16 protein-coding genes and 1 pseudogene are annotated in these 20171 nt (G+C 70.9%); 11 read left to right on the top strand and 6 right to left on the bottom strand.

Annotation, left to right across the window (positions count from 1 at the left end; translation table 11 throughout):
• Positions 1-92: 92 nt before the first annotated feature.
• Positions 93-1091, bottom strand: a complete 999-nt coding sequence (locus AB6L24_RS00205; protein WP_405650580.1) for a LuxR C-terminal-related transcriptional regulator — start codon at positions 1089-1091, stop codon at positions 93-95.
• 687 nt (positions 1092-1778) lie between these two features.
• Positions 1779-3101: an MFS transporter gene (locus AB6L24_RS00200; RefSeq protein WP_405650578.1), complete on the bottom strand. Its 1323-nt coding sequence runs from the start codon at positions 3099-3101 to the stop codon at positions 1779-1781.
• Positions 3102-3745: 644 nt separating this feature from the next.
• On the opposite strand from AB6L24_RS00200, the gene AB6L24_RS00195 reads away from it, so the two are divergent.
• The 11 genes from AB6L24_RS00195 to AB6L24_RS00145 all read left to right on the top strand — a co-directional run bounded on the left by AB6L24_RS00195 (position 3746) and on the right by AB6L24_RS00145 (position 16409).
• Positions 3746-4111, top strand: a complete 366-nt coding sequence (locus tag AB6L24_RS00195) for a hypothetical protein (protein WP_405650576.1) — start codon at positions 3746-3748, stop codon at positions 4109-4111.
• A gap of 609 nt (positions 4112-4720) precedes the next feature.
• Positions 4721-5446, top strand: coding sequence for a TauD/TfdA family dioxygenase (locus tag AB6L24_RS00190; protein WP_087882397.1), 726 nt, complete (start codon positions 4721-4723; stop codon positions 5444-5446).
• An 87-nt stretch (positions 5447-5533) separates the two neighbouring features.
• Positions 5534-6571: a diiron oxygenase gene (locus AB6L24_RS00185; protein WP_405650573.1), complete on the top strand. Its 1038-nt coding sequence runs from the start codon at positions 5534-5536 to the stop codon at positions 6569-6571.
• Between the two features lie 62 nt (positions 6572-6633).
• Positions 6634-7944: a KamA family radical SAM protein gene (locus AB6L24_RS00180; RefSeq protein ID WP_405650571.1), complete on the top strand. Its 1311-nt coding sequence runs from the start codon at positions 6634-6636 to the stop codon at positions 7942-7944.
• Positions 7941-9443, top strand: coding sequence for a GNAT family N-acetyltransferase (locus AB6L24_RS00175; RefSeq protein WP_405650569.1), 1503 nt, complete (start codon positions 7941-7943; stop codon positions 9441-9443). Before AB6L24_RS00180 ends, AB6L24_RS00175 begins: the two co-directional genes overlap by 4 nt.
• Positions 9440-10543: an Ldh family oxidoreductase gene (locus tag AB6L24_RS00170; RefSeq protein ID WP_405650567.1), complete on the top strand. Its 1104-nt coding sequence runs from the start codon at positions 9440-9442 to the stop codon at positions 10541-10543. Before AB6L24_RS00175 ends, AB6L24_RS00170 begins: the two co-directional genes overlap by 4 nt.
• A complete protein-coding gene (locus tag AB6L24_RS00165; RefSeq protein WP_405650565.1) occupies positions 10540-11802 on the top strand; it encodes an acetyl-CoA carboxylase biotin carboxylase subunit family protein in 1263 nt (420 codons plus the stop codon). The genes AB6L24_RS00170 and AB6L24_RS00165 overlap by 4 nt, the downstream gene beginning before the upstream one ends.
• The gene (locus AB6L24_RS00160; protein ID WP_405650562.1) at positions 11799-13076 is read left to right on the top strand and encodes a GNAT family N-acetyltransferase; all 1278 of its coding nucleotides are present in this window, start codon (positions 11799-11801) and stop codon (positions 13074-13076) included. The genes AB6L24_RS00165 and AB6L24_RS00160 overlap by 4 nt, the downstream gene beginning before the upstream one ends.
• Complete coding sequence (locus tag AB6L24_RS00155) at positions 13073-13993, top strand: branched-chain amino acid transaminase (protein ID WP_405650560.1); 921 nt, start codon at positions 13073-13075, stop codon at positions 13991-13993. Before AB6L24_RS00160 ends, AB6L24_RS00155 begins: the two co-directional genes overlap by 4 nt.
• Before the next feature lie 38 nt (positions 13994-14031).
• Positions 14032-15300 carry an ATP-grasp domain-containing protein gene (locus tag AB6L24_RS00150; protein ID WP_405650557.1) on the top strand — a complete coding sequence of 423 codons (1269 nt, stop codon included), beginning with the start codon at positions 14032-14034 and terminating at the stop codon, positions 15298-15300.
• A complete protein-coding gene (locus tag AB6L24_RS00145) occupies positions 15297-16409 on the top strand; it encodes an alpha-hydroxy acid oxidase (RefSeq protein ID WP_405650554.1) in 1113 nt (370 codons plus the stop codon). Before AB6L24_RS00150 ends, AB6L24_RS00145 begins: the two co-directional genes overlap by 4 nt.
• A 661-nt stretch (positions 16410-17070) precedes the next feature.
• On the opposite strand, the gene AB6L24_RS00140 is transcribed toward AB6L24_RS00145, so the two are convergent.
• The 4 genes and pseudogenes from AB6L24_RS00140 to AB6L24_RS00125 all read right to left on the bottom strand — a co-directional run.
• Positions 17071-17886, bottom strand: a complete 816-nt coding sequence (locus AB6L24_RS00140; protein ID WP_405650551.1) for a pentapeptide repeat-containing protein — start codon at positions 17884-17886, stop codon at positions 17071-17073.
• Positions 17887-18498: 612 nt separating this feature from the next.
• Positions 18499-18870, bottom strand: coding sequence for a hypothetical protein (locus AB6L24_RS00135; protein ID WP_405650548.1), 372 nt, complete (start codon positions 18868-18870; stop codon positions 18499-18501).
• 162 nt (positions 18871-19032) lie between these two features.
• Positions 19033-19218, bottom strand: a complete 186-nt coding sequence (locus tag AB6L24_RS00130; protein WP_405650546.1) for a hypothetical protein — start codon at positions 19216-19218, stop codon at positions 19033-19035.
• Positions 19219-19446: 228 nt separating this feature from the next.
• Positions 19447-19958: pseudogene (locus AB6L24_RS00125) on the bottom strand (transposase); the annotation flags it as partial.
• Positions 19959-20171: the final 213 nt, after the last annotated feature.

Below are 20171 nucleotides of genomic sequence, written 5' to 3'. Positions count from 1 at the left end.
GGTGAGAGGGGAGGAGGGGCGGTGACGCGCGTCGTCGGTCGCCCCTCGGTTGATGTCCGGCAGCCGAAGGGGGCGCGCCCGGCGCCGGGTCGTCAGGTGCGGTACGCGGGGAGCCAGCCGTTCTGGACCGCGTGGACGCCCGCCTCGAAGCGGCTGCGTGCCTGGAGCGCGTCCATGAGTTCGGCCGCGAAGCGGCGGGCGGTGCGAGTGGAGACGCCGAGGCGCTTGGCGATCGCGTCGTCCTTCATCCCCTGGGCGAGCAGCCGGAGGGCCTCGCGGTGCTGGGGGGTGAGGCCGTCGGTGTCCCGCTCCACCGTGGGCACCAAGGGTTTCGCGGTCTGCCAGGTGCTGTCGAACAGCTCGCACAGGGCCGTGACGACGCCCTGCCCCGTGAGGACCACGGCGCCGAGGCTCGCGTCCGCGGGGTCCAGAGGGAGGACGGCCTCGGTCCGGTCCGCGATGATCATGCGGATCGGCAGGCTGGGAGCGGTGCGGACGTGGCCGCCGCGCTCGTGGAGCCACTGGACGTGCCGGAGCGTGGGCTGGTGATTGCGGATGCTGTCGAGATAGATGGTCCGTACGGTGACACCGCGGTCCAGCAGGGTCGCGTTCGGCTTGCGGCTGGCCTTGAGGTCGCTCTCCGAATGGGCGCCGCCCGGAGCGAGCGTCATGATGTCGTGGCGGACGTCGGAGGCGAGTCGGGCGAGTCGGTCGCGTATCTCCTCCGCGCCGGTTAATTCCTCGGTGTGTAAGCCGGTCAAGGGTCTGTACGCGGAGGAGCACTCCGCGACGAGTTGCGCGGCCGCGACCCTCGCGGTCTCCAGACGCTCCTGGTGGGCGGCGAGTTCGGCCTGCTGGCGGGCGAGCAGCAGCTTCATGGCCTGTTCCGGGCCGAGTACCCGGAAGGCGCTGTCGGCCTTGGCGGGCGGTCGGACGAGTGCGAGGGAATGGAGCCGGTCGAGGCAGTTGCGCAGCCGGTCCTCCGGCAGTGCGAGTCGCTGGGACAGTGCGTATATCCCGTCGTCACAATGGTCCAGCATGGCGCGGTAGACGCGTTCGGTGTCCGTGTCGAGTCCGAGTGCGGCCAGCATGAGGTGTGTCTCCCGATGGGTGTACGGGTCCGGAAAGGCGTGGGGGTTGGGGGCGCGGTGGTCTGCGCGACAGTCGGGGCAACCGGGCGATCAGCCTTTGGGTGGCCCTGCAGACACGGTGCGACGACTACTGGTGTGTGCATGACGCATGGAATGAACTTCCGATGCGTGAGTGATCTTGTCAAGGTCGCCTTTCGGCCCACGAACCCGTCCGTACCGGGCTGCCGAACCCGGCCGCCACGGTGCAGGACCGGCCTCGTGAAGGCAGCTTCCGCCGTCGGCCGACAAGTCGACCGGGGTGTACTGGCTCTGTCCGATGCCATGGCGGGCCGGGCTGACCATGACGGATGCCGAACCGCCGGCAAGCCGCGACGACTTCGCGGGCCGCGGGCAGAGGTCTCCGGCCCGCTCGCGCCCGTGATGTCGTGCCAGGGGCAAGGCGCTGTCATCCAGCCGGTCCTTGAACGCGCATTCTTTACGACGGTTTGGCCTTCGGCAGGCGCCGCGCGGACGGGTGATGTGGTGCCGAGCCCTCGGGTCGGCCCTCGGCCGGTGGGGGAGGCGGGCGAACGGGGCGTCACGGGCGGCGGGGGGCAGAAGTTTCGGGGTGACGGTCTCAGGGGCCGCCCGTTCGCGGGGTGGAGGCGGCGCCTGCCGCGGGTGGTGAGGGTGACGTGGCGCCGTCGGTCAGGGCGCCTCGACGGCCCCGTCGGCCCCCGTGACAGGTGAGGCGGACGCCCCGGGCGCGGTGGGCCCCTGTTCCGTGCCGGACGGAGAGTGCGACCCGGTCCGCAGGCCCAGTGTCCAGGCGGCAGCGGTCGTCAGGACGCTGAGGAGACCGGCTGCCAGGAACACCGGGCGGGGATTGCCGTGATTGAGCGTGGTGAGCGCACCGCCCGCGAGGGCTCCGACCGGGCTCGCCGCCAGCGCGGCCACCTTGGCCGTGGCGGTGACCCGGCCCAACAGGGCTCGTGGCACCAGGCGTTGGCGCAGCGTGCGGATGAGTACCACCGCTGTCACCGTGGAACCCCCGAGCAGCAGATTCAGCACCAGCAGCGGCACCAGGGAGGTGGCCACCCCCAGGGACGCGAGTGTGGTCCCCAGGCAGGCCGCGCTGAGTGCGATGAGGGTCTCGTGCCGCATCCTGCGGCCGAGCCGGAGGGCCACCGCGGTGCCGAGCACCCCGCCTATGCCGCCTGCCGCGACGACGGCACTCGCCTCGGAGGCGCCGAGGTGGAGCGTGTCGCGCAGGTAGAAGACCAGGAGGTAGCCGACGGCGAGGAAGAGATTGGCACTTGCCTGCAAGCAGGTCACCACGAGCACGACACGCAGAGACCGCAGACAGCGGAAGCCCTCGACCAGGTCGCCCCGCACCCCGCGCAGGGCCTCGCGCAGCGGCGGGGAGGGGGCCCGGCTCGACCGGCCCTTGCCGCGCAGTACGTGCAGGACGGAAACGAAGGACACCGCGAAGGTGCAGGCGTTGACCAGGAGGGCGACCTGGAGGCCCCAGAGTGCCGACAACACACCGACCAGCCCCGGGCCGACGATCTGCGCGCTCTGGTTCGCGGCCTCCAGGAGCGAGTTCGTACGGACCAGGCGTTCCTCCTCGACCAGGTCCCGCACCGCCACGGTCAGCGCGGTCTCGAAGAACACGCCGGCCCCCGCCGCGACGAACGCGAGGGCGAGGATCACCGGGACGGCGAGCTGCGAGGTGGCCGCGAGCACGGCGAGGGACAGGAAGACCGCGAACCGTACGACGTCCATGGTCAGCATGACGTTGCGGGGGTTCAGCCGGTCCACCAGTGCGCCGGCGGGCAGGCCGACCAGCAGGTAGCCGACGGTCCGCGGGATGGCGGCCAGCACGGCCGCGTACGGGGATCCGCTCACCTCGAGGACGAGCAGGGGAATCGCGAGGATCGCGAGGCCGTCGCCGATGAGCGAGACGCTCTGGCCGCCGAGGAAGACGCGGAACGCCAGGGGCGAAGGACGGACGGGCGCCGCTGGGGTCAAGGCATTCGTCATAAAGGCTGCGTCTCCAGCGGTTGTTCAGCTCTCTTGGGCTGCGAAGTCTCGAGTCGCGTCAAGGGAATCGGTAGAGGACGACGGCATCGACCCGCCTTGAATTCCCGGTTCTCCGTGGAATGCGTGGCGTCGCACGCTCAGAACACGATGCGATCCGGGGGCGGCCCCCATCAACCCCTTCGGCCTGGACGGTATCGGCCACTGCATTCATCGGCCAGCCATGGAATGGGGTACGGGCGCAGTTGGGCAGGTGGGGGGGGGAATTGAAGGAATGAACCCTCGGCCCGCTGTGGCACAGAGCCGGTCGAGGGCGGAGGGACTCGGGCAAAACCAATCCGGCGGCGGCCTGGGACAAGGGCACCACAGCATTGCGGTGGTGTATCAATAGTGCGTCGGATGACGGACGGACGGCCTGGGTGTCGTCATGGCCGGCCCGCCCGGCCCCGGAGGCGGGAATGGCCGGCGTGCGTACTCGGCCGCGGTCGCCTGCCGTCGAGTGAACGCGAAGGGAGTCGCCCGGGGGTGCGGGCGACCGGCGGGTGCGCGGGACCGTTCGCGGCCGGGACGGCCGTCGGCCGAGCATTGGAACATCGGCCGAGCACAGGAACAAGGGTGATGGGGAAGGGGGAGCCATGTATCTCGTGCATGTCCGTCTGGACGGGCCCGCCGATGTGCCGCTGCCGGTGGGGACGGGGGCTGCCTTGATCTCCTGCGCCGAGCCGGGAGACGGCCTGGAGCACGTCAGCGTGGACCCGGACGGACCCGGCGGGCCCGTGATCGGCCTCTTCCTGACCGCGCCAAGTCTGGCTGTCGCAGAACTGAGGGCCGCGGCCCTGTGCTCCCGATCACTCGCCGCGTATTTCCCGTTGGCGCCCTTCCGGATGGCGTCCTGCGGAGTGGTGCTGATTCCGGAGTTCTGGGATCGCATGGCGTCCCCGCCACCCGTGGACGGGATAGGACACAACATGTTCCGTCCACCGGACTCCCCTTCCGCATAGGACGGCGAGTTGCCAGAGTAGGGGCACCGGCGCGGCGGGAGAGCCAGAAGCACTCCGAGCGGGTTCCGGGAGTTCACCGAAAAAGCAGAGCGCAATTCACCGAAAGGCCGTTCCGTGAGACTCACCCCGACTTTCAGGACCGTCGCAGCCGGCTGCATCGCGCTCGGCGCCCTCCTCATGGCTCAGGCGGTCTCCCCGGACAGTGCTCAGGCCCTCGCCCAGGATGTGACCTGGGGCAGTTGAGCCCGGGCGCTCCCTCCACCCCCGATCCGCGGGCCGGGTGAGCGCGGCGCCCCTCGTCGTACGCGACCGCTCCGCCCCGCCGCCGTGAGACCCCGCATGAGCGGGAGGCGCGCACGGACGTCGGCCCACGCCGATCACGGTGACGTGCCGCCGCGTTCCCGGCCGCAGTGTTCTTCCCCCGGCCGGCGCCGAGACGACCGGCATCCGCAGTGCCTCAGGACGTGTTCGCCGAGCACGCTCCCTCGGCCGTGCGCCGCGCCTCCCTTCTCCAGCGGAGTCCGCCCCCGACGCGGCGGCGCGCGAAGCCGCCGCCGCGCCCGGCCCATGCTTCCCCATCCCAGGAACTGACATGGAGCAACGCAGATCATGACGACTGCCGTCACCCCGCGCACCCAGGAACTCCTCGACCAGGGCTACACCCTGCTCGACGGCATCACCACCGACGAACAGGCTGCTGCGGCCCTACAGGATCTCGGCGCCCTCATACCGCAGTACGACGGGCAGCTGCGCTATCAGGTGAAGGCCGCCCCCGGCTTCGAGGACCGCCGCTACTCCAAGAGCACCAACACCATCCTCGTGCACACCGAGGCACCCGGCTGGAACCCGCCGCCCCGTTACCTCGCTCTCCACTGCCGGGTCCAGGCCCGGTGCGGCAGCGGACAGACCGAACTCGCCGACGCGTACGCCTTCATCGCCTCCCTCAGCGAGGAGGAGCGTCAGACGGTGCAGGGCAAGGCCATCGACTGGGTGGGCCACAACACCGGAGGCACCGGCACCGCCGGAGTGCGCCGTCCCGTGGTGGAGAGCACTCCCGAGGGCCGTGACATCGTCCGGTTCAGCTACAACCTGCTGACAGCCGGCCACTACGACCCTCCGATCGACGCCGACGTACCCGCCGACGAACTCCCGTTGGGCTCCCTGGGACGCGAACTCGCCGTGCGGGCCGAGTCGTTCTTCCGGGACAACAAGGTGTCCGTCCTCATTCCGGAGGAATCGATCCTCGTCTGGGACAACCAGCGGATGCTGCACGCCCGCTCCTCCTACAGCGACGCGCGACGCCACCTGACGCGCTACTGGCTCCAGGAGTCCTGAGCCCGGCCGTGGACCACCGGCGCCGCCGGAAGGCGGAGTCCTGACCACCCGCGGTGCCGGTCGGCACCGCTCCCCGTGAGGAATGTGATGAACAGCGACACCCCGATCCTTGAAGGCGGCCTTGACGACGCGGTCGGGCAGGAGACCCCGGGCCCCCCGCTCCCCGAGGGCATCCCGACCTTCGACCCGAACGACCCGGTGGAGAACGCGGTGATCCGCCGACTCGTCGGCAACTGGCATCGCCGTGCCACCGTCAAGCGGGAGGAGCCCGACCTCGACGAACTGTTCGACCTGTCACTGGCGGACTACCCCGAGCGGATCCTGCCCTTCCGTGACCACCCGACCTTCCGCGGCCTGGACCCGCAGAAGCGGGCCGAACTGCTGAGCTGGGCGTGGATCGCGTACAACCGGCACACCGTCATGGCCGAGCAGAAGGTGGCCAACCCCGCGTTCGCGCTGGTCATGGAGGGGGAGTACCCGGGCCTCACCGGGGAGGCGCTCAACCTGTCGCTGGCCCAGGCGATGGTCGATGAGCAGTACCACACGCTCATGCACCTCAACGCGAGCGCGGTGACCCGCAGGAAGCGGGGGCACGCCATGCCGGACAACGCGCTGCCGCTCTCCCACACCGCGCGCGTCCACCAGGAACTGCGGGACCGAGCGGGAGAGCGCTGGGAGAAGTCCCTGACGACGCTCGCCTTCGCGACGGTCTCGGAGATCTCCATCAACGCGTACCTCGACCTGCTCGCCGAGGACACCACGATCCAGCCCATCAACAGCACGACCGCGAAGCTGCACAACCGCGACGAGTACTGTCACGCGTCCATCTCGCACGTGCTCGCCGAGATGGTCTACCACCACCTCGACGCCCGCCAGCGCAGGTACTTCCTGGACATGCTGATGCAGGGTCTCGACGCCTTCGTGGCCAACGACTACACGACCTGGCACCGGATCGTCGACCTCGTCGGCATCGACGGCGGGCACGAGATGCTCGCGGACTGCCAGGCCGACGCGGGCCGTGCGCGGCTGGTCCGCGACTACACCGGACTGCACAAGCTGGTGGAGCAGATGGGCGTGGCCGACCAGGTGGACTTCGACTGGTCCCGCTCCCACATCGCCCACTGACGCTGCCCTGGCACGCGACCGGTGGCGGGTGCCCCGCCGCCGAGGACCCATGAGGATTCCGTGTGAAGACCTACTCCCACGAACGCCTGGCGGCGCTCGCTCGCGACCGCGGGATGTCCGAGGAGTACCTGCGCGACCTGCGGGTCGTCTCCTCCGTCCTGCCCTTCAAGGTGAACGAGTACGTCGCCGACCAGCTCATCGACTGGTCGGCGGCGCCCGACGACCCGATCTTCCGGCTCACCTTCCCGCACCGCGACATGCTCCCGCCGGACGTCTTCGAGAACATCGCGGCCCTCCATGACAGCGGGGCGCCGCGCGACGTCCTGCGCAAAGCCGCCGCCGACGCCCAGGAACTGCTCAACCCCCACCCCGGTGACCAGCTCGAGGCCAATGTGCCGACACTGGACGGACGCAGACTCGACGGGCTCCAGCACAAGTACGACGAGACCCTGCTGGTCTTCCCTTCACAGGGCCAGACCTGCCACGCGTACTGCGGTTACTGCTTCCGCTGGGCCCAGTTCGTGGGGGTGGCCGAACTCCGGCAGGCGCTGCGCTCGCCCCAGGACCTCACCGGCTACCTGGCGAACCACCGCGAGGTCACCGACGTCCTCTTCACCGGCGGCGACCCCATGATCATGAAGACCGCGGTGTTGAAGCGCTGGATCGAGCCGCTGCTCGACCCGGCCATGGAGAGCGTGCGCACGCTGCGCTTCGGGACCAAGGCGCTCTCCTACTGGCCCGCCCGCTTCACCAGCGACGCCGACGCGGACGATCTGCTGCGGCTGCTCGAACGCTGTGTCGCGGCCGGCCGGCACGTCGCGGTCATGGCGCACTTCTCCCACCCGAGGGAGCTGGAGACCCCGGTGGTGCGCGACGCCATCGCCCGTGTGCGGTCGACCGGTGCGGTGATCCGCGCCCAGGCACCGCTGATCGCTCACGTCAACGACCGCGCGGACGCCTGGTCGCGGATGTGGCAGCAGCTCGTGGAGCTCGGCGTGGTGCCGTACTACATGTTCGTCGAGCGGGACACCGGCGCCCGCAGCTACTTCGGTGTGCCGCTCGCCGAGGCGCTGGACATCTACAACAACGCCATCCGCGGCGTCTCCGGGCTCGCCCGCTCCGCTCGGGGCCCGGTGATGTCGGCCTCGCCGGGGAAGGTCCTGCTGGACTCGGTGACCGATGTCGCGGGGGAGCGGGTCTTCTCGCTGCGGCTGCTCCAGGCCCGTGACGCCCGGCTCGTGGGGCGGCAGTTCTTCGCACGGTACGACCCGAAGGCGGAGTGGTTCGACGACCTCCGCCCCGCCCTGGGCTCCTGGTTCCCCGGGCAGCCGGACCCCGAAGCGTCCCAGCCGCCACGGGCGGGTGACCGGTGAGGGTCACCGCGCACGAGGCCAGCCTGACCCAACGTCACCTCTGGCGCTCCGCGCGGGAGGCCATCCCGATCACGCGCACGGTCATCGTCGAGGCGGAGCAGGACGGTGTGTCCGGCTACGGCGAAGCGTCCTGTTTCATGACGGACCACTACAACTCCGGCCTGGAGCGGATGCACGCCGACCTACGGCGAACGGCGCCCCTGCTGACCACGCTCGACGTGTGCGGGCCGGACGGCGACGCCGACTCCGTCTGGCAGCGGCTGGCCACCGAGCTGCCCGACTCCCCGTTCGTGCTCGCGGCACTCGACTCGGCCCTCCACGATCTGCGGGCCCGCCTCCTCGATGTCCCGCTGTGGAAGTCCCTGGGCCTGGACCGGCCGCGGAACCTGCGCTCCAGTTACAGCATCGGCCTCGACACCCCCGAGGCGATGGCCGGGAAACTGCGCGAGCGACCGGGTTGGTGCGCGTACAAGGTCAAGCTCGCGGACCCCGGTGACCTCGGCATCCTGCGTGAACTGCGCCGCCGGACCGACGCACCCTTCCTCATCGACGGCAACTGCGGCTGGGACACGGACCGGCTCGTCCCCGCCCTGCCTCACCTGCATGACCTGGGGGTGCGGCTGATCGAACAGCCCTACCCCCGCGCGGCCTGGGACGATGCCCGCAGCCTCAAGGAGATCAGCCCGATCCCCGTCATCGCCGACGAGAGCATCACCTCCCCGGCCGACCTGGACGCCTGCGCGGACGCCTTCCACGGCATCAACGTCAAGCCGATGAAGGCGGGCGGCCTCACCCCGGCCCTGGCCATACTGCAGGCCGCACGGGAACGCGGCCTGATCACCATGCTCGGCTGCATGCCCGAGTCCGCCGCGGGCGTCTCCGCCACCGCCCACCTCGGCGGCCTGGTCGACCACCTCGACGTCGACGTGGTCGACCTGCTCGCGGTCGACACCGGACACGGGCTCAGCCTCGACGCCACCGGCCACGTCGCGCTGCCCGACCGTCCGGGCTCCGGATACCTCCCCGACGCCACGGCCCACGGCTGGTACGTGCACCACGTCCCGGCCGAGCGTGCGCACCTCGTACGCCGTCAGGCACCGGGCTCCGCACCGGCCACGCCGGGCGTCGGCCACCCGCAGGACGAACACCCCGCCACCCGGCACCTCGCGGCGCTGCTCCAGGGACGCGAGGTGGGCGCCGCCTCCCTGTCCGCAGAGGACCCACCAGCCGGGCACGACCTGCCGGACCCGCGCCCCGGCCGCGCCCGCCGCCTGTACGGCATGGCCACCCTCGACGAGGTCCGCGGCACGGATGCGGGCAGCGCGCTCCTGCGCACCGCCCTGACCGTCGCGGCCCTGGACGGCGCCGAAACGGTCTGGGGCCACGTTCCCGACACGGCCCTCGGCTTCTACCGCAAGCACCGTTTCGACGTCCTCGGCGGGCCCCTGGAGCTGCCGGGGGCCGGTCCGCATCACTTCGTGCACAGGAGCACCCGTTGACCACCGAAGCCCCGGCCGGGACACCCCGAGCCGAGCCCGCGCCGCCCGCCACGGGCCGCACCATCCACCTACGACAAGCACGAGAACTCGCCCGCGAGGCACTCATCGCGGCCGACCTGCCCCCGGAGCAGGCCGACCCGGTGGCCGACGCGCTGGTCACCACCTCGCTGCGCGGCATCGACACGCACGGCCTGCGCCTGCTCCCGCAGTACCTCACCGAGCTGTCCACCGGAGTGGCCCGCGCGGCGGCGGAGCCGACCGTCGTGCGGGACAGGGGCGCCGGACTGCTCCTGGACGCCGACGGCTCGCTCGGTGTCCTTGCCGGACTGACGGCCGCGCGGCTCGCGGCGGAGCGGGCCGCCCGGTACGGGGTGGCCGCCGTCGGCGTGCGCAACTCCAACCACTTCGGGGCCGCGTCGGTCTACACGCGTGCCCTGGCCCGAACGGGCCTGGTGGGCATCGCCGTCACCTCGGCCGCCTCCCGCGTGGCACCGTACGGGGGCGTCGAGCCGCTGTTCGGCACCAACCCCATCAGCGTCGCCGCGGGCGGCAGCGACGAGGAATTCGCCCTGGACATGGCCACCAGCCAGGTCTGCTTCGGCGAGGTGAAGCAGCGCAGGGCCGAAGGCCGCGGCCTGGACGACGGCTGGGCCACGGACAGCGCGGGGCGGCCCACCACGCACCCCGAGGAGGCGTACGCGCTCTCGCCGCTGGGCGGATACAAGGGGCAGGGCCTGGCCATGGCCGTCACCCTGCTCGGCGCCGTACTCACCGGCACCGCACCCGACTGGCGGCTCTCCCAGGTCGGTGCGGGCGGCGCCGGAGCGAGCCGCGGCATCGGACATCTCGTACTCGCCCTCGACCCGGAGGCGTTCACCGGCGCGGACAGCTTCGCCACCGGACTGAACGATCTGCTGACCACGGTGCGCACCGCGACCGCCGCGACGGACCGGCCCGTGCTCGCTCCCGGTGACCCGCAACGCGCCCACGAACGGCACCGGGAGACCCACGGCATCCCCCTGGACGCGGGCACCGCCGCCGCCCTGGACGAGCTCGCCGCACGGCTCGGCCTCCCCGGAACCGAGGAGGCGACCGCGTGATCCTCGTCCTGATCAGCCCCCGCCAGGCAGGGCTCCCCTTCGCCCAGTGGCTGCCGGAGGAGGCGGGCAGGCTCGTCGCGGTCACCGCCGACGGCGCCCCCGTGGGCGAGGGCTTCACGGAGGTCGTCACCGTCCCGGACTACACCGACGACGACGCCGTGCTCACCGCCGCCCGTGAGGCCGCCCGCAGACACCGTCCCCGTGCCGTACTGGCGTTGGCCGAGGCCGACGTCGAGCGCGCCGCCCTGCTGCGCCGCGAGCTGGCCCTGCCCGGCCTCGACAGCGTCGCGGCCGCCGCGTACCGCGACAAGGTCCTGATGAAGCAGTACGCGAGCGCCGCAGGCCTGCCCGTCCCCGCCTTCGCACCCGTCGCGAGCGTGGACGACATCACGGACTTCATGGCCGCCCGCCCCGGCCGGGTCGTGGTCAAGCCGAGGAGCGGCTCCGGATCGACGGGCGTGCACGTGCTCGACGCACCCGCCCAGGCGGACGCACTCGCCGAGCAGGTGGCGGGCGGCTCGTACGAGGTCGAGGAGTTCATCGACGGAACCCTCCACCACGTGGACGCCTTCCGGGCCGAGGGCGAGCCCGTCGCGGCCGTCGCCTCCCGGTACACCGGCGCCGGGTGCCTGACCCACTGGGAGGACGCCCCGCTCGGCTCGCGCAACCTCGACCCCGCCGACCCGCTCCACGAGCGCCTGGTCCGCGAGACATGGCGACTGATCGACGCACTGCCCTCGCCGGACACCCTCTGCGCGCACGCGGAGTTCTTCGTCACCGACGGCGGCCGGATCGTGCTGTGCGAAGTGGCCGCCCGGATCGGCGGCGGACCGATCCCCGCCATGCTCCGCCACATCCTGGGCACCGACCCACGAGAGCTGTGGGCCCGTGTCGAGTGCGGGCTGCCCGTCGCGCTCGACGCCGTACGGAACCACGCGCGCACCGCCCCCCGCGCCGCCTTCTGCGGCATCCCGCCGAAGCACGGCCGGGTCCTGCGGCTGCCCGAACCACCGCCCGGCGCGACGGACTTCGTCCTCAACACCCGCATCGGCGACGACTGGAGCGGGGAGCGCTACCGGCTGCGCAAGTCCGGCGATTTCCTCGCCACCTGGGTGATCACCGACCCCGACCCCGCTGCCCTGGACAGCAGACTCGATGCCACCGCACAGCTCGTCGGCGCGGGCTTCGGCTGGGACGACACCGACCCGCCCGCGCCGGTCCCCGTCCTCTCGGGCCGCACCGAAGGAGGGCCGCGATGACCACGACGGAGGCCACCGCGCACCACGGTGCGTTCACGGCCCGGCTGCTCCCGCCCGGCCCTCACCCGGCACACCACGACGCCACCGGGCCGGGCGGCTCCGACCTGATCTGGGACGACGCCCGCTGGCTGCGCTTCACCGCACGGACCGACCTCCACGAGACGCACTGTCTGGAAGTGCTCGAAGAAGACCGGCCGGTGGCTCTGGCCACGCTGCTCGTCACCCACACGCCCGGCGGCCTGCTCTTCTACGACGCCCCGAGGCTCGCGGGCACCGCCTCACCCATGGCCGAGCCCGAACTCCTCGACGAGGACGAGCGCGAACAGTGGGACCGCCTCACGGCATCCCTGCCCGAGGGCCGCACCGGCCACTACCCGTCCCTGACCCTCGCCACCTTCGGCAACCATCACGGCGTGGCCCACACCCATGGGCGCTCCCCGGAGCAGCGCCGGTCGGTCATGACGGCCCTCCCCGCCCTCCTCCAGCAGATCTCGGACCAACTCGGATGCCGCAGCACGGCGTTGCTCTACGTGGGTGAACCCGAGGCAGCGGGGGTGGACGCCGCCGCCACCCGTGCCGGCTACCACGCGACGCTCCTCGGCGCCGACGCCGTGCACGAGTTGAGCGCCGACGACTGGGAGCAGTACGTGGCCGGGCTCAGCAGCCGCCGCCGAAGAGGACTGCGCAAAGAGGTCACCGCCTACGAGAACAGCGGTTTCCACACCGTGACCACCACCGGCCCGGAAGCACTCGACGACACGGTGACCGCCCTCCAGGTGGCCCATCGGGCGAAGTACGGACTGCCCGGCGGACACGAGCGCGTCCGCCGCGACTTCGACGCCCTGCGCGAGGAGATCGGCGAGTCGTGCGTCGTCCTCGGCGCCGTCCACGAGGACCGCGTGCTCGGTTTCGCGCTGTACCTCAGGGCGGGCGACGCCCTCTTCCTGCGCACCGTGGGCTTCGCCCCCGAGGCCTCCGGCTGCTACCTCGCCCTCACCTACCACGAGAGCGCCCGCTGGGCGCTGGAGAACGGCATCCGCCGCATCCACTACGGACTCGCCACCTACGAGGCCAAATTCCAGCGCGGCTGCGCGCTGCGGCCCCGCTGGGGCTGGTTCGCCTTCCACGGGCCGGACGCCGAAGTCCTCCACGAGGTGCTGGGCCTCCAGTCCCGCAGCATCGAGCGCCGCCTCGAGCACGTCGGCAGCCCGGCCACCCCGGTCCCGTCCCGCACCCTCCCGCCCTCATCCACCGTTTACGGAGCCGCACGATGAAGCTCACGCCCACCAGCGACATCTGGATGGACGGCAAGTTCGTCCCCTGGGATCAGGCACAGGTACACGTCCTCACCCCCAGCCTGCACTACGGCTGGGGCGTCTACGAAGGCATCCGCGCCTACCCCACAAAGCAGGGCCCGGCCGTCTTCCGGCTGCGCGAACACCTCCAGCGGCTGCACGACTCGGCGCGCGTCTACATGATGGACCCCGGCCACAGCGTCGACGAACTCACCGAGGCGTGCCTCGAACTGCTGCGCCGCACGGGCCTGGAGAGCGGCTACCTGCGCCCCCTCGTCTACCTCGAATACGGCACCATGGGCGTCGCTCCGCGCCTGGACAGCGCCAGGGTCGCCATCGCGGCCTGGCCCTGGGGCTCGTACCTGGGGGAGAAGGCCGAGCAGGAGGGCTGCCGGCTCATGGTCAGCAGTTGGCAGCGCAACGGCGTACACGCGGTGCCGCCACTGGCCAAGGCCACCGGCGCGTACGTCAACTCCGCGCTCGCCAAGGTCGCCGCGATCCGTGCGGGCTACGACGACGCCCTCATGCTCACCCCCGGCGGCCACGTCGCCGAGGCGTCCGCTGCCAACGTCTTCGCCGTACGCGACGGAGTGATCACCACCCCGCCGGTCAGCGACAACATCCTGCCCGGCATCACCAGGGACACCGTCATCACCCTCGCCCGCGACCTCGGCCACGAGGTGCGTGAGCAGAGCCTGACCCGCAGTGAGCTCTACGTCGCCGACGAGGCGTTCCTCACCGGTACGGCCGCCGAGATCGTCCCCATCGCCTCGGTCGACGACCGCGCCGTCACCGGAGCGGGCAGCGGACCGGTGACGCGGCGGCTGCGCCAGGCGTTCCAGGACGTGGTCCACGGCCGGGTGGCCGATCCCCACGGCTGGCTCACCCATCTCTGACCACCGCCGTACGCCTACTCCCAGCGAGGTTGACCTTCATGTCCGAGCACGTCCTGGTCATCGGCAGCGGCCGAGACCTGCCCACCCGGCTGCGCCGCGCCCGGGCCGGCACCCGCACCACCGTCATCTGCCGACTGGACTACCTCTCCAAACTCCGTGAGACGACGGAACACACCCGGATCATCGGGGTGAGCCCCGATGCGCCGGACGACGAGTGGATCGCGTTCGCCGAGGCCGTGCACGCCCGGCACCCGTTCACCCGGATCGTGGCCTTCGGCGAGCGGGACCAGGACAAGTGCGCACTCGTCGGCCAAGCGCTGGGCCTGGCCGCGCACTCCCCGCAAACCACCACTCTGGTCTACGACAAACACGCCATGCGGGCCCGGCTGCGCGAAGCCGGCATCGACACTACGGCCTGCGCCCAGGTCTCCGACGTGGAGGAACTGCGGGCGTTCCTCGCCGCGCACGACACCCCCTGCATCGTGAAACCGGGCAACGGCTCCTTCAGCAAGGGCATCACCCTGGCCCGTGACGCCGAGGAGGCCGACGCCGCCTTCGCACGGGCCGGCGGCGGACTCGGTGGCGGACTCGGGGACGCCGACGGCACGCCGGTCCTGGTGGAACAGTTCCACGAGGGCCCGCAGTTCAGCGTCGAGGCGTTCTCCGAGGACGGCGACCACCAGATCGTCGCGATCACCCGCAAGTACTCCGACCCGCTGAACTTCGTCGAACTGGGCCACGTCAGCCCCGCACCCCTGACCCCCGCCCAGGAAAAACAGATCCACCACTACGTGGAGCGAATCCTGGACGCCCTCGGCATCGGGGCGGGCGCCACCCACACCGAAGTCGTCCTCACCGAGAGCGGACCGCAGCTGATCGAGACGCACGTCCGCATGGGCGGCGACGAGATCCCGGCCCTCGCCCACGACGTGACCGGCGTCGACATCGCCGACTGCCTCATCCGCCACACCCTCGGCGAGAAGGTCCTGCCCGGCATCCGCGCGGCCCTCGCCGCACCGCGCACTCCCCGCAGTTCGGCGATCTGGTTCGCCGCACTGCCCGCCCCCGGAGTGCTCGCGGAGACCACGGGAGTGGACGAGGCCCGCGCGATACCCGGGGTGACCGAAGTGCAGCTGCTGGTCCCGCCGAACGCCGCCGTCGACACTCTCCAATCCTCCACCTCCCGGGTAGCCCAGGCCCGCGCGATCGCGCCGAGCGCCGACGAGGCGCTGGCCGCCGCCCGAGAGGCGATCAACCGCCTCACCTTCCACCTGCGCGTGCACGCCGCCGACCGGGGAGTAGTGTGACGACCTCGCTGCCGCGCCCGGCCACCCCGCCGCATCCCCAGCGCATCACCCTGGCCGACTTCCACGACGCGGCCCGCGACGTACTGCCCGCCCCCGCCTACGACTACTTGCAGGGCGGCGCGGCGGACGAACGGACCGTGCGCTGGAACGCGGAGGCGTACGAGCGTCTGGCCCTGCTGCCCCCGGTCCTCACCGGCACCGCGGGCGTGGACACCCGCTGCACCCTCTACGGCACAGAGCTCCCCGCCCCTGTCCTGCTTGCGCCGACCGCTTCGCACGGCCTGTTCCACCCCGACGCGGAAGCGGCGACCGTGCGGGGCGCCGCCGCCGGGGGAGCCCTCACCACGGTGAGTACCTTCTCCACGCTGACGCTGGAGGAGATCGGCGCCGCCGCCACCGGGCCGTGGTGGTTCCAGCTCTACGTGCAGAGGGACCGGACCCTCACCGAGGACTTGGTGCGCCGTGCCCGTGCGGCGGGTGCCACCGCCTGCGTCGTCACCGTCGACACCCCGGTGACCGGTCTTCGGGAGCGGGACCTGCGCAACGGTTTCGCTCTCCCCTCCCACGGCATGCCCGCCAACCTGGTCGGCCATGGCGCGGCACCGGGCCGGAACGTGGCCGACCCCGCGCACCGCGGCATCCATGACCCGCGGATCGACCCCGCCGTGGGCTGGTCCGACCTCGAATGGCTGCGCTCGATCTCAGGGTTGCCGGTTCTGGCCAAGGGCATCGTGCGCCCCGACGACGCTCGCCGGGCCGCAGAGTGCGGAATCGGCGTCTGGATGTCCAACCACGGGGGCCGCAACCTGGACACCGCGATTGCCCCGCTCGTCACCCTGCCCGCTGTCGCCGAGGCTGTGGCAGGCCGGGTTCCGGTCCTCATCGACGGAGGTATCCGGCGGGGCACCGACGTGGTGAAGGCGCTGGCGCTCGGCGCGGACGCCGTGGCGATCGGGCGTCCCTACGTCTGGAGCCTGGCCGCGGGTGGCGCCGAAGGGGTCACCGCCGCCCTGAGCGCCCTGCACCGGGAGATCGAACTGGCCCTCGCCCTCCTCGGCGCCCCCGACCTGGCCGCCCTGACCCCGGACCTGGTACGCCCGCCCTGGTGATCCGGGCGGTGCGGCTCGGACCACGCGGTACCGGGCCCAGAGTCATGAGGCCAGGTTCGTCACCGGTGACCTTGCCGACGCCGCTTGCCGAAGCACGCCATGGGAGCAGCCGCAGACACGCCAGGCCTGCATCTCGGCCGGCAACAGGCACTTGGCGGGGACGTCTGGTACTTCGATGACTCCCGGCCAGACGTCGGCGGGGCGGGTGACCTGGAGGTGGCCCCATGCCGAAGATGAACTTCGCCCCTGACCGGGAGATCTGAAGCAAGCAACCCGGCGAGGCGATGCGCCACTACCGGGCGCTGGCCGCGTACTGGGAGATGGAGCCGCCCCGCATGCCAGAACCCGCTCCCGCGCGGCTGGGCCCCTCGTGTACGACCCGCGCTCTGCTCATCCCGGTGCGCTGAACGCGGCCCCTAGCCTGACTCCGCTCTCGCGACGGCAGGCTGACAGACGGCGTCCGGAACACCGCCGGGGCCGGGCGTACCGGACGCCACCTGCGTACGCGCGGGGCCTGACTGATATCGCATTCTTGACCCCGGATGCCCCAAAGATATTGCTCTTCCTCGGAACAGCAGGTCAGAGGCCGTCTTGTGCCCGCGGAACACTAGTAGCCCTCCCGCGACAGCGCCGCGAACACCACGCTGATCCCTGAAGACACCTAGTCGCCGCGCATCGCGTCGATCTGCGCCCTCGTCAGACCCTTCACATCACGCAGATCGGCGCCGCTCAGGTCCGTGTCACGCAGATCTACGCCGCCCAGGAACGCACCACGCAGGCCCGCACTGCGCAGCTCCGTGCCGCGCAAGTCCGCACTGCCCAGGTCCGTTCTCCTCAGATCCGTTTCGCGCAGCCGCCCCTCACGCAGATCCGCTGCGTTGAGGTTCGCATCGCGCAGGTCCGCTCCGTCCAGATTCGCGCCGAGTAGGTTCGCTCCGCTCAGCTGCGCACCACGCAGATCCGTGCCGCGCAGGTCCGCGCCGCGCAGGTCGATCGCTGTTTCGCCTGTTCCTGTGGAGTCGAGCCCGGGGAGCTTGGCCCCGTGGAGGTCCACACGGAAGGTACCGTCGTGCGTGACGTCGCGGCCGACGAGGACGGTGAAAGCAGCCTGGAGGTCGGCCGGGATCCCCTGGCCTTCCGCTGCGGGCTTGGTGGCGTGAGTGCGGATGTAGGTGGCGAGGACGTTGGCGATGGTGGGTTGGTCGCGGCGGGAGTCCTGCATGATGCGCTGCAAGGCGTAGATGCCGCCCAACCGTACGTCCATCTTGTCCTCACCGAGGTTTCCCACTGCCGCCGTGTACCGGTCGGTGATCTGCCCTTCCTTGGCCAGGGCGCGGTCCTCCTGCGCCTGGGAGTTCGCCTGCTGTGCCTGCTCATGGGCTTGCATGGTCTGTACGTTCGAGTACCACAGACCCACCACAGCCACGACAGCGGCGACGACGACGGTGACCAGCTCGATCCGGCGCGCCCAGCCCATGTTCTCCGAACGTCCTCCAGAAGCAGGGTCGGGGGCAGGGGATGTGGTCGGAGGCCGGGTGGAACCTGCTCCCGGGCCGGTGGAGGTCCGGGCAGTGAGGCGGGTGGTACGGCGTAACCGTGGGCGGCGCGCAGGCGTGGGCGGCATACCTGCATTCGATCTCAACTCTCCATGCCGGCGCAGTGATTCGGTTCTTTGAAGCCAGGACGGAAACGACCTTTGGGGGTGATGCAACGTCACCAGGATGTTCCGCGGTGCCGATGGCGTTCGAGGCCGACAGCAGGGTCAGTACCGCGCTCGCCTTCTGATCTGATGAAGCCCGCTCAGGCCGGGGGGCTTGTGCTGTGGACTGGTGCTTGCGTCGGTCTGCGGCCCGGCGCTCGAGGAGGGCGTGCAGCTCCTGGGCAGCGGCTCAGGTACTCAATTCTGACTAAAGCCTGTCTCGTAACTTCTGGGGAGGGTGGGCAGTGGGTGGATCGGTGTTGTCTGTCCGTGTTGAGGTTGCGTGTGGCGAGAGGTTGCGTCCGGTTGTGGGGAGCCGGGCATTCGACACATGACGCTGCCCCGGCGCTGGGCCTGTTCGGGCCTGCGCCGGGGCAGCGATGTGGGAGGTCAGCTGTCCTGGAAGAGGAAGGAGCGGAACTTCAGGTTCACGCCGCCCTCACCGCCCTGCGCCTTCAGGACCTGGTACGTGCCCTCGCAGGCAAGGTCCTCGAAGACGTAGACCTTCGTGTCCGTGCCGTTGTTGGGGGAGTGCGCGGGCTTGGTCGTGGCCGGGTCCTTCGCTTCCTCGATGTCGAGGCACTTGCCGTTCGGGAGGTTGATGCCCCCGTCGTCGGTGAGCTTCTGGCGCTGCTCGACGCCGTCCGCGTCGATGTAGGTGTAGTGGAAGTCACCGATCGCGGCCGAGGCCGAGCCGGGGTTGGTGAGGAGGAACGTCAGGGCGCAGGCGGCGGCGAAGGCGATGGCGCGTGGGCGCAGCAAGGGGTGTCCTTACATGGGGGTGGGCTTGCTCAGGCCTTCCCGACTTACCCGGCGAAGCCGCAGGTAAGCCTTGTTTCACCTGAACGGAGGGAGGGGCGCTTTTCACCCCGATTCGGGCCCCCGGCACGTGCGCTGCGCCTGCGCCGGGGGCGGGGAGCGCGACTACAGGGCGGCGAGGACGTTGTCGACGGTCACTTCGACGCCCGTGACCAGGTTCTTGACCGTGGCGACGAGCGATTCGGCGGTGACGCCGACGAGGCCGCCCCCGGGAGTGGCGGCGGAGGCGGGGGTGGCGAGGGCGCCCAGAAGCGCGGCGGTTCCCAGGATGACGGCAGCGGTACGACGCATGGCGTATGCCTTTCGAGGCAGTGGGGGTGACGCTCGATTCGACCGATTCGAGTTGCCTCCTCAACGCCCCGGGCTGTTCATCGGACATGTGCGTGATGCGTTGATCATCCGAACGGGAGGTCAGGACCATGCCCTTGACCACGAGGACGTGACGCTCACCAGTACGGGGGTCTGCTCCCGAGCGTCGTCCCTTCCGCGCCTGACGAAGTCTCGTAGCTCTGTGATCAGTCATGGCCTGAGAGCGAGGTTGTGCATGTGCGCGACGCCGCTGGTCGCCCAGAAGACGCCGTCGCCCTTCAAGCGGCAGTCGCGCAGGATCTTCCAGTTCTTCATGCGGGCGAAGACGTGCTCAACACGGGCTCGGACCTGCCGGTGCGAGCTGTTGTGCCGTTCCTTCCAGTCGGGCAGCCGGTCCTGTCCGGCCGGGCGGCGGTGGGGCATGAGAGTGCCGGTGCCCCGGTAGCCGCCGTCGGCAAGGACGGTCGCACGGCCGCAGGCGTCCTTGATGCCGGACTCGGCAAAGGCGGTGCAGTCGTTGCGGTTACCCGGCAGCGGCCTCCCGACGGCCGACACGAGCCGGGTTTCCGCCTGGATCAGGATCTGAAGGTTTGCCGAGTACCGGTAGTTCTTCGACGAGGCCGACACGCTCCGGTCCCTGGTGGGCACCAGAGTGCCGTCCACAATGAGGACTTCATGTCTTCCGGGTTGCGCCTGTCCGGCGCCAGGACCAGCAGTGGGCCATGCCGACTTTAGCCATCAGGGACAGGGGTGCGCGAAATTCTGACAGGCAGTCAGGCGGGGAAAGGGCGCGGCAAGAACTGCCGGCCCCACGCCGTAGACAGCCGTCGAGAATTCGCGCAGGGAATTACCGACAGCCCGATTCACGGAGTGAATTCTGGCCCGATACAACGGAGTTGGCCCGCAAATTCCGGCTGAGTCAGAATTTGGTGTGA

This window comes from Streptomyces sp. RK9, from assembly GCF_045070545.1.
In the GTDB taxonomy this organism is placed as follows: domain Bacteria; phylum Actinomycetota; class Actinomycetes; order Streptomycetales; family Streptomycetaceae; genus Streptomyces; species Streptomyces alboflavus.
Note: the sequence above shows the minus strand (reverse complement) of the source record. Positions and strands in the feature narration are given on the sequence as shown.

Bases quoted from the DNA above. Each gene is read 5' to 3' on its own strand.
- AB6L24_RS00205 (WP_405650580.1), bottom strand. From the start codon at position 1,091: ATGCTGGCCGCACTCGGACTCGACACGGACACCGAACGCGTCTACCGC.
- AB6L24_RS00195 (WP_405650576.1), top strand. From the start codon at position 3,746: ATGTATCTCGTGCATGTCCGTCTGGACGGGCCCGCCGATGTGCCGCTG.
- AB6L24_RS00190 (WP_087882397.1), top strand. From the start codon at position 4,721: ATGACGACTGCCGTCACCCCGCGCACCCAGGAACTCCTCGACCAGGGC.
- AB6L24_RS00185 (WP_405650573.1), top strand. From the start codon at position 5,534: ATGAACAGCGACACCCCGATCCTTGAAGGCGGCCTTGACGACGCGGTC.
- AB6L24_RS00160 (WP_405650562.1), top strand. From the start codon at position 11,799: ATGACCACGACGGAGGCCACCGCGCACCACGGTGCGTTCACGGCCCGG.
- AB6L24_RS00155 (WP_405650560.1), top strand. From the start codon at position 13,073: ATGAAGCTCACGCCCACCAGCGACATCTGGATGGACGGCAAGTTCGTC.
- AB6L24_RS00150 (WP_405650557.1), top strand. From the start codon at position 14,032: ATGTCCGAGCACGTCCTGGTCATCGGCAGCGGCCGAGACCTGCCCACC.
- AB6L24_RS00140 (WP_405650551.1), bottom strand. From the start codon at position 17,886: ATGGGCTGGGCGCGCCGGATCGAGCTGGTCACCGTCGTCGTCGCCGCT.
- AB6L24_RS00130 (WP_405650546.1), bottom strand. From the start codon at position 19,218: ATGCGTCGTACCGCTGCCGTCATCCTGGGAACCGCCGCGCTTCTGGGC.